Consider the following 15,268-nt stretch of genomic DNA (forward strand, 5'->3'; position numbering starts at 1 on the left):
GACGTACCTCCGGCGTCGTTCACGGGGTCTCAGGTGATTGTTCGCCAAGGGCCTCGCGGAGCCAGGCGCGTTCGGCGCGGCTGGTCGCGCGGGCGGTGAGAAGCAGGCCACGCCGGTAGGGGTCGGCCACCTCCTCGGCGCGCATCGGCCGGTCACCGTCGTAGAAGAAGCTGGCCGGCTCCTCCAGGAAGGCGAGGCGTCGGCGCAGCACCGCGTGCTGTTCGGCCACGTCAGGGAGGTGCGAGAGGAAGGAGAGCACCGTGTAGAAACGGGTGAAGTCGGTGATCTCGTGGTCGGCCGGCTTGCGCAGGCGCTCCAGCATCTCGGCGCGGCCGGCCTCGGTCAGGCTGAGCATGTAGCGGCCTGCACCCGCGCGCGGATCGGCCTGCCGTTCCAGCAGGCCCGCCTTGGCGAGGCGGTTGATGGCCGGGTAGAGGCTGCCGTCACTGACCGGGCGGGTGTAGCCGGTCAGGTCCGAAACGCGTCGGCGCAGCTCATGACCCGGTAGGGGGCCTTCGGCCAGGAAGCCCAGTATCGCGAGTTCAAGCATGGGGACATCCTCTCACATGCGACATCGAATCGATATTCACATCGAACCGATGTTACGGTGGATGACGGCTCGCCTCACCGCCGAGGCCCGCACGTCCCGCAGCTCAGCTCGTCCCCGCAGGCGCGCCCCGTCCGGGACGCCGCCGACCTTCCCGAGAGCCCCGAACCATGGATCTTCATTCCTCCTCTGCCTCCATTCCGCCGGTGACCTCGCCCGCTTTGTCACGCGAGGCGGGCCGCGCAGCCGGGCTGCCGCGTTCCTCCATGGCGGTCGCGGCGTTCTCGACGGTGGTCGAGTGGTACGACTTCACGCTGTACCTGTTCATGACCACCGTGCTGTCCCGGGTGTTCTTCGGCTCGGGAGCCTCCTCGGTTCTCACCGCACTTGCGGTCTTCGCCATCGCCTACGTGATGCGCCCGTTCGGCGCCCTGGTCTTCGGTCGCGTCGGAGACCGGCTGGGGCGGCGCAGGGTCCTGCTGGCCTCGATGTCTGTAATGACAGTGGCCATGCTGGTCACGGCCCTGCTGCCCACGCGCGAGCAGATCGGCTCCACGGCGGGCGTGCTGCTGTTGCTGCTGCGCTGCGTCATGGGCTTCTCGGTGGGCGGCGAGTACACCGGTGTCATGACCTACCTCGTCGAAGGCGCCCCTCCCCGGCGGCGCGGCCTCGTCGCGTCCCTCGCCTCCGCCGCCAGCGAGGTAGGCGCGCTGCTTGCAGTCGGCGTAGCCGCGCTGACCACCGCGCTGACCAGCGGCCCGGCGCTGGACTCCTGGGGTTGGCGCATCCCGTTCCTCTTCGGCGCCCTGCTCGCGGCGGGCACCTTGACAGCTCGCTCCACCATGCAGGAGTCCCCGGCGTTCGAGGAGCTCCAGCAGGCGCACGGCGCTGACCACGGCCCGCTCAGGCAGACGTTGCGAACCCGACGTCCGGCGCTGTACAGGACGTTCACGATCTCCGCGCTGGGGTCCATCACCTACTACGTGGGTATCACCTACGTCCCCACGTACCTGACGTCCGTGGGTGGGTTCGCGGAAGGTGATGCCCTGTGGCTGGCGACACTCGCTTCCGCCGCCGTCATCGTCATCACGCCCTTCGCCGGTGTGATGGCCGACCGCCTCGGGCGGCGGCCCATGCTCCTGGTCTTCGGTGTTCTGTCGTTGGTCCTGCCAGTGACGATGTTTGCGTTCATGACCCGCGGACGTGCCGTGTTCGCCCTCACCGGAGCTGTGGTCCTGGCCCTCGTGGCGGGTGGTGTCAGCGCCGTGGGTGCCTCCTCCGCTCCGGAGCAGTTCCCGGTCGTCGGTCGGCTCAGCGGGCTCGCTGTGGCAACGGTCGCTACGACGATTTTCGGCGGTCTGACCCCGTATGCCTCCCAAGCTCTGATCGACAGCACCGGATGGCGTCTTGTCCCGGGGATCATGGTCGCCGGCGTCGCTCTCGTGGCCCTGCCGGTTCTCTGGCGCCTGCCGGAGACGGCGCCCTCCCTGCTTGTCCCTGCCGAGGACCATGCCGGCCTGAGGAGCCGAAGAAACCTTGAGGAACGTCCGACGCCCGCAGGCTCAAGCTGACGGCGACCGCGTCATCCCCCCTGTCCCGCTGAAGAGCGGTCTCGGCCGGTGTACTCATCGAGATGAGCTTTCGCAGTGCATCGGCAGCGCGGACGCAGACGTAGCCGATTCCGCGGTGCCGCCGGCCGGAGCCGTCGCCCGCCCCGTGTTCCTGACAGGCCGACCAGAGGCGACGGCCCGATCGGCCGGGGACCGTGAGGGTGACGTGCCGAACGACAGGAGCAGACGTCGGTCATCGGTGACTGGGGGCATCCGAAGGTCCGGCTTCCGGGTTCGGGCGGCGCGATGGAGGTCATGGCCAACGCCGGCGAGGTGTTCATCGTGATGCGCCGCCACGAGCCGCGCTCGCTGCCCGACCGGCTCGACTTCTGCACCTCACCGGGACCGGACCGAGCTCTGGCCGAGGGGATCCGTCCGCTCGGTGCGGGTGTCACCCGGGTCATCACCGACCTGGGCATCCTCGCGAGGCAGGGCCCCGGAGAAGAACTCCAGTTGGTGGCCGTACACCCCGGGGTCACTGTGGATCAGGTCCGCGCGGCCACTGGCTGGGCCCTACTGGTCGCCGGAACCGTGGCCACGGTGGCGCCCCCGACCGAGAACGAACTGCGCCTGCTGCGCCGGGACGTCGACCCCGGTGGTGTCTACCTGCGCTGAGAGGGAGTTGAGTCCTCCTCTCCGCTCGTGATCGCTCGTTCGTGGTGCCGATCGTCGTACAGGCCGGGTGACGTGGACGGCAATCGGGCAGCCCAACCGCCCCGACCACGGCCGGTCTACAGCCAGGAAGGCAGCACGGGCAGTCCTTGTCGCAATGCCGAGGACGGAATCCGGCCGGTCAGCCAGCCCATCGTGTCTGCTGCCGTCGCCTTGAGCTCGGCGGTGGATCCGGAGCCGTCGGCTCGCGCCGCTCCGATCCGCCAGGCGCCGCGGCGGTCGGTCGGCGCAAGCACGAGTGCCGGACATGTGTCCTTGCGAGAAAGTACCGCCGTGACGTCGTCGAGGAGCGCGTCGACCACGCCCGAGGGGAGGTCGTCGACCGAAACACCGTTGTTGAGATCGATGGCGTGCAGCCACACCTCCCGGACGCGCATCCAAGGAATCTCCGCTGCCGGAATCGCCCGGCCCAGCGCACTGCGTACCTGGGCGTTCCACTGCCCGGTGCCGAGGCGGAGGAGGGCGTCATCCAGGTCTCCGGCGGTCGCCGCGACCCTGGAGCGCAGTTCGGAAGCCGGGAGGGCCGCCGACTCCGCTATTTCGGCGGCCCGTTGATCGCGGCTCGCGTACATCGGGTTCTCGACGCCGGTACGTGCCCAGGCCGCGAGTCGGCCGAGTGCCTCGGCGTTGTGTGCCAGGTGACCCACGACGTGGGCGCGGGACCACTGGGGCAGCTTGCTGGGGGCCTTGAAATCGTCGTCGGCCAACTCGCCGACAGCAGCCAGGAAGCGGGCGGTACCCTCGCGCATCCAGGGCAGGGTCAGCTCGAGATCGTGCGGGCCGCTCATACCGTCGCCTCCGTGGCCAGACGCGCGGTGATGTCATTCCGCAGTGCCTTCTTGTCGATCTTTCCGACCTTGGTGGACGCCAGTTCGTCGACGACCACGAGACGTTCGGGAAGTTTGAACCGAGCGACTCCGATCTTCTCCATGAGGTCACGAACCTCGTCCAGTGTGACCGTCTCGCCGGGCCGGGGGACGACGTAGAGGCAGACGCGCTCGCCGAGTCGCCGGTCGGGCATGGCGACGGCCGCGACCTGGCTGACGGCAGGAAGCTGATAGACCAGGTTCTCCACTTCCTCGGCGGAGATCTTCTCTCCACCGCGGTTGATCATGTCCTTGTCCCGTCCCTCCACGATCAGGTTGCCCTCCGCGGTGCGGCGGCAGATGTCGCCGGAGCGGTACCAGCCGTCGGTGGTGAAGGCTCGCGCGTTCTGCTCAGCTGCTTTGTAGTAGCCGCGAGGCGTGTAGGGGCCGCGGGTCAGCAGCATGCCGGGCTGCGCGTCGGGGACGTCCTGGTCGAACGCGTCGACGATGCGTACCTCGTCGGCCGGGCACATGGGCCGGCCCTGTGTCGTGCACACGATGTCGTCGGGGTCGTCGAGCCGGGTGTAGTTGAGCAGTCCCTCGGCCATGCCGAAGACCTGCTGGAGCGTCGCGGTGAGCACGGGCTTCACCTTGTACGCCAGTTCGTCCGCCAACCGGGCCCCGCCCACCTGCAACACCCGCAGGCTGGCGAGCGCGGCTGATCCGTTCTCGGCCGCGTACTCCATCCACCGGGCAGCGACCGCGGGAACGACCGCGGTGTGCGTGACGCCCTCACTCGCGACGGTGGCGAAGGCGCGGGCAGGCTCCGGCGAGGGCAGGGTTACGACCCGGCCGCCTGCCAGCAGCGCGCCCAGGATGCCTGGACAGGCAAGGGGGAAGTTGTGCCCCGCGGGCAGACTGACCAGGTAGACCGCGTCCGTTCCGACAGCGGCCACTTCCGCGCTCGCCCGCGCGTTGTAGGCATAGTCGTCGTGGGTGCGGGCGATGAGTTTGGGCAGGCCGGTGGTTCCGCCGGAGAGCAGGAAGACGGCCACGTCCCGGGGCGCCGGGGCAGCCGCGTCGAGGCGTGCGCGGTCGGCCTTCGCGTCCTGCGAGGGCCCGCACAGGGCACGGAGATCGACGCTGCCGGGCGCGATGTCGTCTCCGGCGACGAGGACGTGCCAGTCGGCGCCGGTGGCGGCGCGCACTTCGGCGGCCAGCTCGTGTCCGAGTGCCTGGTGGTCGAAGTCGCGCATGACATCCGGCACGGCGATCGCCACCGCTTCGGCGTGCCTGGCCAGATAGGCCAGTTCGGCGCGCCGGTGGGCCGGCAGGGCCATCACCGGCACGATGCCGGCGCGCAGACAGGCGAGCGTGAGGACCACGAACTCCCAGCCGTTGCCCAGCTGTACGACGATCCGGTCGCCCGCCGCGATGCCCAGCTCCAGCAGCCGTACGGCGGCGGCGTCGGCCCGTGCGGCGAGTTCTGCGTGAGTGAGGCGGACGCCGACGCCGTCGAGCGCGACGGGGTCCACGAGTGCCGGGGCGTCCGGCATTCGATCGGCGACCTCCTGGAGGAGGGTGCCCAGAGGCACCCCCGCCCAGTACCCGTCGGCGACGTAGCGGGCCACCGCTGCGTCCGGCCAGGGGACGGTGTTCTCAGCTGTCGGGGTGGGCATCGTCGGCCTCCCTCGTGATGATGACGGCGTCAAGCGCGACCAGGCCGTGCGCGGTGAGGCGCAAGGGGTTGATCTCGACCTCGTCGAGGTGCGGGTTGGCAGCCAGGAGGGTGCCGAGAGAGGCAACCACCCGGGCCAGGTCGTCGGGGTTCAGGACGGGACCGCCGCGCCAGCCGTTGAGCAGCGCCCGCCCGGCCAGCTCCTCGGGCATGGCGGCGGCCTCGGCCGGAGCGAGCGGGGCGAGTCGGATGGCGACGTCGGCCAGTGCCTCGGCCGTCGTACCGCCCAGGCCGAGCAGCACGATGAGGCCGAACACGGGATCGCGGCGCGCGCCGACGACCAGGTCGACTCCCGCCGGTGCCATCGACTCGACGAGGTAGCGGCGTGCCCCCGCGGCATCGAGCCCGTCGAGAGCCGCGTCCAGTTCGGCGGGCGTCCTGATGCCCAGATGCACACCGCCGATCTCGGTCTTGTGCAGCACCGTGGCGTCGAGGAGCTTGACCGCCACAGGGCCGCCCAGTTCGGCGAGCGCGGTGTGGGCGGCGGCCCGGTCGGAGCAGGCCCGGCGTGGCATCGTCGCCACTCCCAGCCGGTCGAGCAGGTCCTTCGCCTCGTGCTCGTCGTGTCCGCCGGTGATGCCGGTGGGTACGACGGTGTGGTCCGTCGCGGGCGCTGTGCGGGTTCGGGCGCGGGCGTCCGTCAGCAGGGCGGCGGTGGCGGCTGCGACTCCGCGAGGGTCGGCGGCCACGGCGATTCCTGCTTCCAGGAGTGCCCTGCGCCCTCGTACCACCGCCTCACCGGTTCCGCCGAGGCCCAGCACCAAGGGGACACCGACGGTGCTGCCCTCGCGCGCGGCCGCGACGATGTCCACGGCGTCGGGTTCGTGCAGCGCGTATCCGGCGATCACGTCGACGCCCGGGTCCGCGCCGACGGCGGTGAGGACGGCTCCCAGCTCCGGACCGGGGCGGCCGGTGTCGACGGGGTTGCGCTGGAAGGTCAACGGCGGCAGCAGCGCGGCCAGGGTGGCCTGTGTTCCGGCCGTGAGTTCCGGGACGCGAGCGCGGCGCCCACGCAGATCGTCGAGGAGCAGCAGACCGGGGCCGGCCTGTGCGGTCACCACTCCGACGCCCGGTTCGGCACCGGGCCGGGCCCGCGTGACCGAGAGGGCACCCACGGCGTCGACCAGTTCACGCTCGTCGTCGACCAGCACGGCGCCGGCCTGGGCCAGGGCGGCCCGTGTCGTGCGCCAGGACGTGGCGAGGGCTCCGGTGTGCGAGGCCGCGAAGGCACCGACGTCATGCCGGCCCACGACCAGGGCGACGACCGGACGCCGCGCGGCGAGCCGACGTACGCTCGCGACCAGCCGAGGGCCGTCGGGCACCGACTCGATGTGCAGGGCGACGGCGCCCGTCTCCGGGTCGTCCGCCAGGTGGTCCAGGACGTCGGGCGCCGTGATGTCCACGCCGTTGCCGAGCCCCACAGCGAGGCTGAGCCCGTGTCCGGCCTCGGTCAGTGCGAACGCCAGGGCGTGGTTGACGCCGCCGCTCGCCGCGACGACGGCCACCTTCCCGGGCCTGACCTGGGCCACCCCGGGGACGAAGCTGGCGATCACTCCGGCGTGGGGTGCGAGGAATCCACTGGTGTTGGGGCCGAGCAGCCTGATGCCCGTGGCCCGGACCACCTCGGCGAGTCGGCGCTGGTACTCGATGCCGGGCCCACCGGCTTCGGCGAACCCTCCGCCGCAGATCACCGCGGCACCCGCCCCGGCGGCGGCCGCCTCGGCCAGAACGTCGGGGCAGGCCGCCGCCGGAACGCAGATCACCGCGAGGTCGACGGGTCCGTACCTGGCCGCCTCGGCGACCGAACCGTACATGGTCTCGTCGCGGCCGTTGACGAGTGCCAGGTAGTCCCCGCTGTCGGCGAAGCCGGACAGCGAACGGGCCATGGCGGCGCCGAGCTTCCCGGCGTTGCGGGAGGCGCCCACGACGGCGATGCCGCGCGGGGCGAACAAGGACCGGAGACCGCTGCTGACAGCGGTGGGCAGCGTGCTGGTCACCGGGCGACTCCCACCAGGTCGGCGCGACCGGAGAGCACCTTGGTCAGCGCGTGGTCGCGGTCGGGTTCGGGCTCGATCGACAGGGCCGGGAGGTTTTCCCGCATGCGGGCCTGCTCACAGACAAGGGTGCGAGTGAGCGGTGTACCACCGTGCACGGCCACCAGCTCCGGGCCGTCCGGACCGGGGAGCCCGGCGAGCCGCGCGAACACCTCGGGCAGCCCGGCCTCGGTGTCGGGAGCTTTCAGCAGCGCTCCCCAGCCGCCGGTGACCGGACCGGCCGACAGCGGCAGGTCGGGCGTTCCCCGTACGGCGACGGGCGTGCCCCCGGTGTCGGTCACGACATCGACGAGTCGGCCCGGCGTGCTCCAGTGTGCGCCGGCGAACGGCGTCTCCAACGGTTCCTTTCCATGCTCGGTGATCCAGCCGCCGTGGCTGGAGGCGACGAACTCCGGTGCCCGACGGGCCAGTCGGGCGTCGCCGATGCTGCGGGTGAGGAAGTGGTAGGCGAACTGCCACGGCTCGAAGGTGTCGTAGTAGCGGCCGAAGTGTTCCCACCAGGCCAGGCTCGGACGTGCCGAGTCCTGGATCTTCCGTACGGAGGGCTGGGCCGTCCGCTCGTAGGTCGCGAGCGCCGCGGGCAGGTCGCCGGGATGGTCGGTGAGGGCACGCGCGAGTTCCACCGCGTCCTCCATCGCCATCTTGGTGCCGGAGCCCACGGAGAAGTGCGCGGTGTGCACGGCATCGCCGAGCAGGGCGACCGGCCGGGGATCGAGCGTGTGCCAGTGCCGGGTACGTCGGGTGCGGAAGTTGCCCCACCGGGAGTTGTTCGTCAGCAGCTGCCCGCCTTCGATCTGCTCGGCGAACAGCTTCTCCAGGTACTCCTTGGACTTCAGGTCGCTGGCGCCGGGCGGCTGGGTGACATCGAACTCGTCCAGCCCGGCGTGCCGCCAGGACTCCTCGTCGGTTTCCACGATGAAGGTCGACACGGAGTCGGAGATCGGGTAGCCGTGGACTGCGAAGACGCCGTCCGGACTGCGCTCATGGACGAAGGTGAGCCCGTCGAAGAGGTAGTCCGTGCCGAACCAGATGAACTTTGCCGTGGCTGTCTCCACCTCTACGCCCAGGCCGAGACCGAGCTCCTCACGGATCTTCGATCCCGTTCCGTCCGCGGCGACGACGAGGTCGTAGCCGTCCAGGTCGTCGAGCGTCACCTCGGTGGAGAACCTGAGGGTGGCTCCGACGTCACGGGCCCGCTCCTGCAGCAGGAGGAGCAGCGTGCGCCGTACGACCGCCGCCATACCGTTTCCGCCGCAGCGGACGCGTTCGCCCTTGAGCCGGACCTCGATCTCGTCCCAGTGCCGGCCGTGCTCGGTGAGCGCCTCGCGCAGGACCGGATCGGCCTCGTGGATGGCCTCAAGAGTGCGGTCGGAGAACACGACGCCGAAACCGAAGGTGTCGTCAGCGCGATTGCGCTCGAACACGGTGACCTCGGCCGACGGATCGGCCTGCCGCATCAGAGCGGCGAAGAACAGCCCGCCGGGCCCACCGCCCACCACTGCGATACGCATGGCGTCACTGCTCCTTGATCAGGGTGTTGCTCAGCCCGCCGACACCCTCGATCCGGGTGACGAGCTTGGAGCCCTCGGCGAGGTAGCGGGCAGGCTTGCGCGCGTGTCCGACGCCGCCGGGGGTGCCGGTGGCGATGATGTCGCCGGGGACGAGGGTGATGATCTGCGAGATGTAGGAGACGAGCGCGGCGGCGTCGAAGACCAGGTCGGCGGTGTCGGCCTGCTGTACGGTGTCGCCGTCGACCTCGCAGGAGATCTCGCCGGGCTCGGCGTCGGTCACCAGCCACGGACCGACCGGAGTGGAGCGCTCGAAGGTCTTGCCCTGCAGCCACTCCACCGAGCGGTACTGGAAGTCGCGGGCGGTGACGTCGTTGACGACGGTGTAGCCGGCGATCGCGGCGGCGGCCTGTTCACGGTCGGCGTGGCGCACCTCGGCCCCCACGACGACACCCAGCTCGGCCTCCCAGTCGACCTGCTCGGATCCGGCGGGCAGTACGACCGGGTCGTACGCGCCGACCAGGGCGCGGGCGAACTTGGCGAACAGCGCCGGATACTGAGGCAGTTCGCGGCCCATCTCCAAGATGTGGGTGCGGTAGTTCAGCCCCACGCAGAAGATCTTCTCCGGGCTGGGGACCAGGGGCGCATAGTCGAGACCGGCCAGCTCGTGCCGGGGCCCGTCGGCGGTCTGCGCCGCGTTCCGCCAGTCGGGCCGGGCCAGGAAGGCGCCGAGGTCGACGGCACCGAGTTCGACTGCGGCGTCCTCGTCGACACGGACGGCGGCGGTGCCGGAGGCGGTGCGGATGGTGGCGAGTTTCACGGGGCGACAACCTCTCGGTAGGTGCGGGCGAGGCCGAGGGCCTCGAAAACGGGATCGTCGGAGAACCGGAAGGCGTCAAGACCAGTGTCGGTCCGGAAGGAGAGGCCCGCCCAGGAGGGCACCGCGAACAGGTCGCCCTTGCCCACCTCGTAGGTGTCGTCGCCGACGGTGACGGTGCCGGAGCCCTCGAAGACCTGCCACACCGAAGAACCGGCCGTACGGGTCAGCGCGGTGCGGGTGGCGGGACGCAGCCGGTGCATTTCACAGCGCATCGTGGACAGGCAGTCACCGGCGGTGGCCGGGTTGGTGAAGCGGACCACAGCGTGGCCGGGCTCGACGACACCGGGGTGCCCTTCGTCCTCCAGCTCCAGCTGTGCGGCGAGGGCGGCGTCGGTGTGTTCCCACCGGTAGGCCATCAACGGCGACGCCTTGGGAGCGGGAGCTCCGACCGGAGTGAGGCCCGGGTGTCCCCACAGCCGCTCGTTGCGCGAGCTGTCGGGGGTGGCGCGGGTGGACAGCTCGTCGGGGCCGAACTCGAAGAAGCCGGCGTCTAGCTGCCGCACGAGCGGGATGTCCAGGCCGTCGATCCAGGCCATGGGCCTGTCGGAGGTGTTGTGATGCTCGTGGAAGTGCATGCCGGGGGTGAGCAGCAGATCGCCGCGTCGCATGGCGACCGGGTCGCCCTCCACATTGGTCCACACGCCCTCGCCGTCCACCACGAAGCGGAACGCCGTCTGGGTGTGCCGGTGTGCGGGGGCCTCCTCGCGCGGGCCGAGGTACTGGATCGCGGCCCACAGGGTCGGCGTGGCGTAGGGCGTGCCGGGCAGCCCTGAGTTGGCGAGGGCGATCGCGCGGCGCTCGCCGCCACGGCCGACGGGAACAAGCTCACCGGCACGCTCGGCCAGAGGCAGCAGGGTCGACCAGTGCCAGAGCATGGGCACTGCGTCGGGTCGAGGGCTGGTGGGCATCAGTCCGCCGATCTGGGTCCACAGCGGAGTCATGTGGGCTTCGGCGAAGCGGGCGTACAGATCGTCGAGCTGAGCTTGCTCTTCCTCGGTGATCTCCGGGAACTGGGCTGTAGTCATGCGATCGTCGCCTCCTTACGAGAGGTACGAGAGTTATGGGGCGCCGCGGCGGTCTGTGCCGCGTGCGGGCAGGGCGCAGGACTGGCGCCGAGCGGTGCGGTGAAGATCCCGGTCATGGCGTCGCGAAGTACCGGGGGTGCCGCACTGGCGCTGAGGCACGAGCGTCACGCTCCTTGCCGTCTGGGCCTCGTGATAGCGGCGTAACTTCACCGCCATGACGAGGCAACATCAATGTACGTCAAACATACGACGGTCGTCCAGAAATTGAAACTCATCGAGGGGCTGTGTCTGTGCGGCGCAGGTCAGGCCCTGCTGATCAACTCGTCTATGTACGTCTCGGCGGGATGCCGAAGAAGTCCGTGCGCCTCCAGGAACACGTCGTGGGCAAGGCGCCCGTGCCAGCCGGTCGGCAGAAGTTCGGGCGGCAGGTCCGGATCCCGGAACGGGAAGAGGCGGTAGTCGTGGATCAGCTGCATGCGTTCCGTCAGGGCTGCCGGCCCCTGAAGCGCCCCGGTCCGGTACTCGGTGAGCCGCGGGCGGTAGATCTCCAGGAGTTCGGCGTAGTCGCGGTTCAGTTTCTCCAGTTCCCAGGCGCGTCCGGCGATGTCCCGGTCGGCCGCCAGGCCCTTCGAGCGGGAGCGGAATGTGTCCAGGTGTACGGCGGGGGTGTCGGCGAAGGCATGCAGGACGTGCTCGGTCCGGTCGTGCGGGCTGAGCCAGATCGCCGAGGAGAGGGGGCCGAAGCCGAACCAGGCGAGCTTCTTGCGCAACTGCTCCCGCAGGGTGCGCTCGGTCTCCGGGACCGAATAGACGATCATGTGCCACTGGCCGTCCCACGGGCCGCGTGCCCGCTGGAAGATCCGGGCGCGCCCCTCGTCGAGCAGTTCCCATGCCGCGTCGGTGAGTGCGTAGACGGTTTCCCGCCCCTCTCGCCTGCTGTCCAACCACCCCTCTTTGCGCATCCGGGTCGCTGTGACGCGGACCGTCGCCTCGGGGACGTCGAAGCACTCCATCAGCGCGACGAGCGCACGCAGTCGGACCTCGCCGCCGCGGTAGCGCAGATAGTCGCCGAACAGGTCGAACACCAACGACCGTGCCTTCATGCGGATCACCTCCTGTCGCCTTGATCCGGGTCGCGGCCTGCGGGGTTGCGTGTGGTTCGCGCACGGCCGTGATCACCCTGCCACAACACGCGGGCAGGCCTCCATGATGCGACGACCAGCATCCTCCAAATGATTCATACTGAAAACGAGCGGCGTAATATTGACACCTGAGACGTGGGTCTCGATGATGACTGCAGACCCGGTGAGCTCCGCCCGTCTTCAAGTTCGGCTCCGGAGTTCGGACGGTCGGCACGGGGCCGGATCTCCGAACCGCGAGTTCGGAGGAAGCAGTGAAGCCAGCTCGGAGCCGTACTGAGCCGCTTTCCCCGACGCTCCATGCCCCGCACCCGTGCCCCCTCCCCGTGCGGCGCAGCCAGTGGCCGTCGGCTGCAGAGCCGTCACACAGCATCTGAAGGGACTCAGATCATGACCTCGACCCCCATTCCGCGGGTAGGCCACCTGATCGACGGAGAGATGACCACCGTCGGAGACCTGCGGGACGTCCACGATCCCGGGCGCCTCCAGGACGTCGTGGCGCAGGTGGCCGTGGGAACCGTCGATGACGTCGACCGCGCTGTCAGGGCGGCCCACGTCGCCTATGCCACCTGGCGGCAGACCCCGGCGAGCGAGCGCGCGGGCCTGCTGATGGCCGCCGGTGACCTCCTCACCACCCACTCCGGGGATCTGGCTCCTCTTCTGGTGCGGGAGCACGGCGGTGTGCTGTGGGAGGCCCAGACCGACTTCGCGCTGGGTACCGGAGTGCTGCAGCACACGGCGAGTCTCGTCGAGGACTTCTTCCGCCCGGTGCAGTACGACGACGAGCAGAGCTTCATCAGCGTGGAGAAGGTGCCGCGCGGTGTCGTGGCGGCGGTCGTCCCGTGGAACATGCCAGTCGTCCTGACGATGATGAAGCTGGCGCCGGCGCTGGCGACGGGGAACACGGTCGTGCTCAAGCCCTCGCCCTTCGCTCCCGCCGCACTGACTCTCCTCCTCCAGCGGGTCGCCGAGCTCTTCCCGCCGGGCGTGATCAACGTGGTTCACGGCGAGGGTGAGGTCGGCGCTGCCCTCACCGGACACCCGATGGTCCGCAAGGTCGGCTTCACCGGAGGGACACTCACCGCGCAGAAGGTCATCCACGCGACCGCGGACACCATCAAGAACGTCACTCTGGAGCTGGGCGGAAACGATCCGGCGATCGTCCTGGACGACGTGGACATCGACGCCGCGCTGGAGCGCATGCTCAAGGGCGTCTACACGAGGTCCGGGCAGATCTGTTTCGCGGTCAAGCGGATCTATGTCCCCCGTGGCCTCTATCAGCGATTCTCCGACACGTTCTGCGAGCGGGTGAACGAGTATGCCGTCGGTCATGGACTCGACCCGGCCACGAGCTTCGGGCCGCTGAACAACGAGGCCCAGCACAAGAAGGTCACCGACCTGCTCGACAGGACCAGGAACTCCGCCGCGCGGCTCGTGGAGCTGGGTCGCAAGGTTGACGCCGACTCGTGGAACAACGGCTACTACGTTCTGCCGCACGTCGTCCTGGACGTCGAGCACGAGGCCCCCGTCTCCTGCGAGGAACAGTTCGGGCCGGTCGTTCCCCTCATCGCCTACGACGACGAGGGCCAGGCGGTGCGCTGGGCCAACGACAGCGCATACGGCCTCGGCTCGTCGGTATGGACCGCGGACCCGGACCGCGGCCTTGCCCTGGCCCACCGGATCGAGGCCGGCAGCACCTTCATCAACACGCACTCCTTCGAGTCGCTCGATCTGCGCATGCCGTTCGGCGGAATCAAGGAGAGCGGCATCGGGCGTGAGTTCGGTACGGCGGGCATGTCGGAGTACGTCGAGGACCACGCCATCCGTCGCCTGAAGTAGTCCGACGTCCGGCCTCCCGCGGACACCGCGCGGGAGGTCCCGGCGCCGGCGCAGTCTTTCGGCACCCGCTGTATCCGTCGGCGGTGCCGGGCACAGAAGACCACCTGTCGGAACCCGCCCGGCCTCGCCCTTCCGCGACGACGGGGCGGGTGTTCGGCCCCGCAACAGCTTGGAGTCCGATCGCAATGACCACGATCACCGCCGCCGTCGCGCGGGTACACAAGGCACCGCTGAGCCTGGAACAGCTTCAACTGGACGACATCCGGGACAATGAAGTGCGGGTCAAGATGGTGGCCACCGGTGTGTGTCACACCGATTTGATCGTCCGGGACGGCGTCTACCCCACTCCGCTCCCGGCGGTGCTCGGCCACGAGGGTGCCGGCATCGTCGAGGCGGTAGGCAAGGCGGTCACCCGGGTCAAGGCCGGCGACCACGTAGTGATGTCCGCTGCCTACTGCACCCACTGCGCGGAGTGCCTGGCAGGCCAGATGGCCTACTGCGAGAACCTGTTCACCCAGGACTTCGGCGGCCGTCGTGAGGATGGCTCGACCGCGCTGTCCGCACAGGACGGGACGGTCGTCTCCTCACACTTCTTCGGCCAGTCAGCGTTCAGCACGCACGCCAATGTCGTCGAGAGCAGCGTCATCCAGGTCGATCCGGCCGCGCCGCTAGAGACGTTGGCGCCGCTCGGCTGCGGTATGCAGACCGGTGCCGGGTCCGTCCTCAACGAACTCCGTCCGCCGGCCGGATCAGCCTTCGCGGTCTCCGGTGCCGGCGCGGTGGGCCTGGCCGCGATCATGGCGGCCCGTGTCGCCGGCTGCACCACGATCGTCGCGGTGGACGTCCACGACTCCCGCCTCGAACTGGCGAAGGAACTCGGCGCCACCCACACGATCAACGGCCGCAATGCCGACGTCGCCGACGAACTGATGCGGATCACGGGCGGCAGGGGCGTCAACAACATCCTCGACACCACGGGCATCCCCGGAGTGCTGGCTCCGCTGGTCGGCGCACTGTCCATCCGGGGCACGCTGGCGTTGGTGGGAGCCGCCGCTCCTGGCACTGAGGTGCCGTTCGAGATTGGACAGTCCCTGGTGAAGGGGTGGACGTTCAAGACCATCGTCCAGGGGAGCTCCGTACCCCAGCTGTTCATCCCGCGGCTGGTCGAGCTGTACGAGCAGGGGCGCTTCCCCCTCGACAAGCTCATTCAGCACTACAAGTTCGACGACATCAACACCGCTTTCGCGGACTCTGCCTCCGGCGTCACGGTCAAGCCGGTGGTCGTCTTCTGACCCGAATCCGCAGGTAGTGTCCGATGGCTGGTCAGGTCCGGGCTTGTGCGGGCGTCGGGTCCGTTGCGGGGTGGGTGGGCAGGAGTGTGGCCCGGCTGGCGCGTCGGGTGGGCGGCTTTCCATGGCGTTGGTGGGTGGTTCGGGCCCGGTCGGGGCGG

The 15,268-nt window shown here is 69.8% G+C and carries 11 protein-coding genes and 1 pseudogene; 4 read left to right on the plus strand and 8 right to left on the minus strand.

The genetic code is table 11. The features are described 5' to 3' along the window. Positions 1–19: 19 nt before the first annotated feature. A complete protein-coding gene (locus tag FCI23_RS05675; protein ID WP_136722345.1) occupies positions 20–550 on the minus strand; it encodes a PadR family transcriptional regulator in 531 nt (176 codons plus the stop codon). Positions 551–753: 203 nt separating this feature from the next. Here FCI23_RS05675 and FCI23_RS05680 point away from each other — a divergent pair, with 203 nt between their 5' ends. Both FCI23_RS05680 and FCI23_RS05685 read left to right on the plus strand, forming a co-directional pair. Further along, positions 754–2,118, plus strand: a complete 1,365-nt coding sequence (locus tag FCI23_RS05680; protein WP_211265225.1) for an MFS transporter — start codon at positions 754–756, stop codon at positions 2,116–2,118. Positions 2,119–2,343: 225 nt separating this feature from the next. After that, positions 2,344–2,772 (plus strand): annotated as a pseudogene (locus tag FCI23_RS05685) (CoA-transferase); the annotation flags it as partial. A 116-nt stretch (positions 2,773–2,888) separates the two neighbouring features. Here the strand turns inward: FCI23_RS05685 and FCI23_RS05690 are convergent. The 7 genes from FCI23_RS05690 to FCI23_RS05720 form a co-directional block, all read right to left on the minus strand. Continuing rightward, on the minus strand, positions 2,889–3,617 hold the full coding sequence (locus FCI23_RS05690; RefSeq protein WP_136722346.1) for a maleylpyruvate isomerase family mycothiol-dependent enzyme: 729 nt from the start codon (positions 3,615–3,617) through the stop codon (positions 2,889–2,891). Further along, the gene (locus tag FCI23_RS05695; RefSeq protein ID WP_136722347.1) at positions 3,614–5,314 is read right to left on the minus strand and encodes a (2,3-dihydroxybenzoyl)adenylate synthase; all 1,701 of its coding nucleotides are present in this window, start codon (positions 5,312–5,314) and stop codon (positions 3,614–3,616) included. The genes FCI23_RS05690 and FCI23_RS05695 overlap by 4 nt, the downstream gene beginning before the upstream one ends. Next, a complete protein-coding gene (locus tag FCI23_RS05700) occupies positions 5,295–7,370 on the minus strand; it encodes an acetate--CoA ligase family protein (protein WP_136722348.1) in 2,076 nt (691 codons plus the stop codon). The genes FCI23_RS05695 and FCI23_RS05700 overlap by 20 nt, the downstream gene beginning before the upstream one ends. Further along, positions 7,367–8,938, minus strand: coding sequence for an FAD-dependent monooxygenase (locus tag FCI23_RS05705; RefSeq protein WP_136722349.1), 1,572 nt, complete (start codon positions 8,936–8,938; stop codon positions 7,367–7,369). Before FCI23_RS05705 ends, FCI23_RS05700 begins: the two co-directional genes overlap by 4 nt. 4 nt (positions 8,939–8,942) lie before the next feature. Next, positions 8,943–9,755, minus strand: coding sequence for a fumarylacetoacetate hydrolase family protein (locus FCI23_RS05710; protein WP_136722350.1), 813 nt, complete (start codon positions 9,753–9,755; stop codon positions 8,943–8,945). Continuing rightward, positions 9,752–10,840: a cupin domain-containing protein gene (locus FCI23_RS05715; protein WP_136722351.1), complete on the minus strand. Its 1,089-nt coding sequence runs from the start codon at positions 10,838–10,840 to the stop codon at positions 9,752–9,754. The genes FCI23_RS05710 and FCI23_RS05715 overlap by 4 nt, the downstream gene beginning before the upstream one ends. A gap of 302 nt (positions 10,841–11,142) precedes the next feature. Continuing rightward, positions 11,143–11,943 (minus strand): PaaX family transcriptional regulator, encoded by an 801-nt coding sequence (locus FCI23_RS05720; RefSeq protein WP_136722352.1) that lies wholly within the window; start codon positions 11,941–11,943, stop codon positions 11,143–11,145. A gap of 426 nt (positions 11,944–12,369) precedes the next feature. Here FCI23_RS05720 and FCI23_RS05725 point away from each other — a divergent pair, with 426 nt between their 5' ends. Beyond that, positions 12,370–13,818, plus strand: coding sequence for an aldehyde dehydrogenase family protein (locus tag FCI23_RS05725; RefSeq protein WP_136722353.1), 1,449 nt, complete (start codon positions 12,370–12,372; stop codon positions 13,816–13,818). Between the two features lie 185 nt (positions 13,819–14,003). After that, a complete protein-coding gene (locus FCI23_RS05730; protein ID WP_136722354.1) occupies positions 14,004–15,110 on the plus strand; it encodes an NAD(P)-dependent alcohol dehydrogenase in 1,107 nt (368 codons plus the stop codon). Positions 15,111–15,268: the final 158 nt, after the last annotated feature.

This window comes from Actinacidiphila oryziradicis (genome assembly GCF_005047355.1).
GTDB classification, from domain to species: domain Bacteria; phylum Actinomycetota; class Actinomycetes; order Streptomycetales; family Streptomycetaceae; genus Actinacidiphila; species Actinacidiphila oryziradicis.

What these genes read in the sequence shown, in the direction of transcription:
- FCI23_RS05695 (WP_136722347.1), bottom strand. Translation starts at nt 5,314, where the DNA reads ATGCCCACCCCGACAGCTGAGAACACCGTCCCCTGGCCGGACGCAGCG.
- FCI23_RS05675 (WP_136722345.1), bottom strand. Translation starts at nt 550, where the DNA reads ATGCTTGAACTCGCGATACTGGGCTTCCTGGCCGAAGGCCCCCTACCG.
- FCI23_RS05730 (WP_136722354.1), top strand. Translation starts at nt 14,004, where the DNA reads ATGACCACGATCACCGCCGCCGTCGCGCGGGTACACAAGGCACCGCTG.
- FCI23_RS05690 (WP_136722346.1), bottom strand. Translation starts at nt 3,617, where the DNA reads ATGAGCGGCCCGCACGATCTCGAGCTGACCCTGCCCTGGATGCGCGAG.
- FCI23_RS05705 (WP_136722349.1), bottom strand. Translation starts at nt 8,938, where the DNA reads ATGCGTATCGCAGTGGTGGGCGGTGGGCCCGGCGGGCTGTTCTTCGCC.
- FCI23_RS05720 (WP_136722352.1), bottom strand. Translation starts at nt 11,943, where the DNA reads ATGAAGGCACGGTCGTTGGTGTTCGACCTGTTCGGCGACTATCTGCGC.
- FCI23_RS05715 (WP_136722351.1), bottom strand. Translation starts at nt 10,840, where the DNA reads ATGACTACAGCCCAGTTCCCGGAGATCACCGAGGAAGAGCAAGCTCAG.
- FCI23_RS05725 (WP_136722353.1), top strand. Translation starts at nt 12,370, where the DNA reads ATGACCTCGACCCCCATTCCGCGGGTAGGCCACCTGATCGACGGAGAG.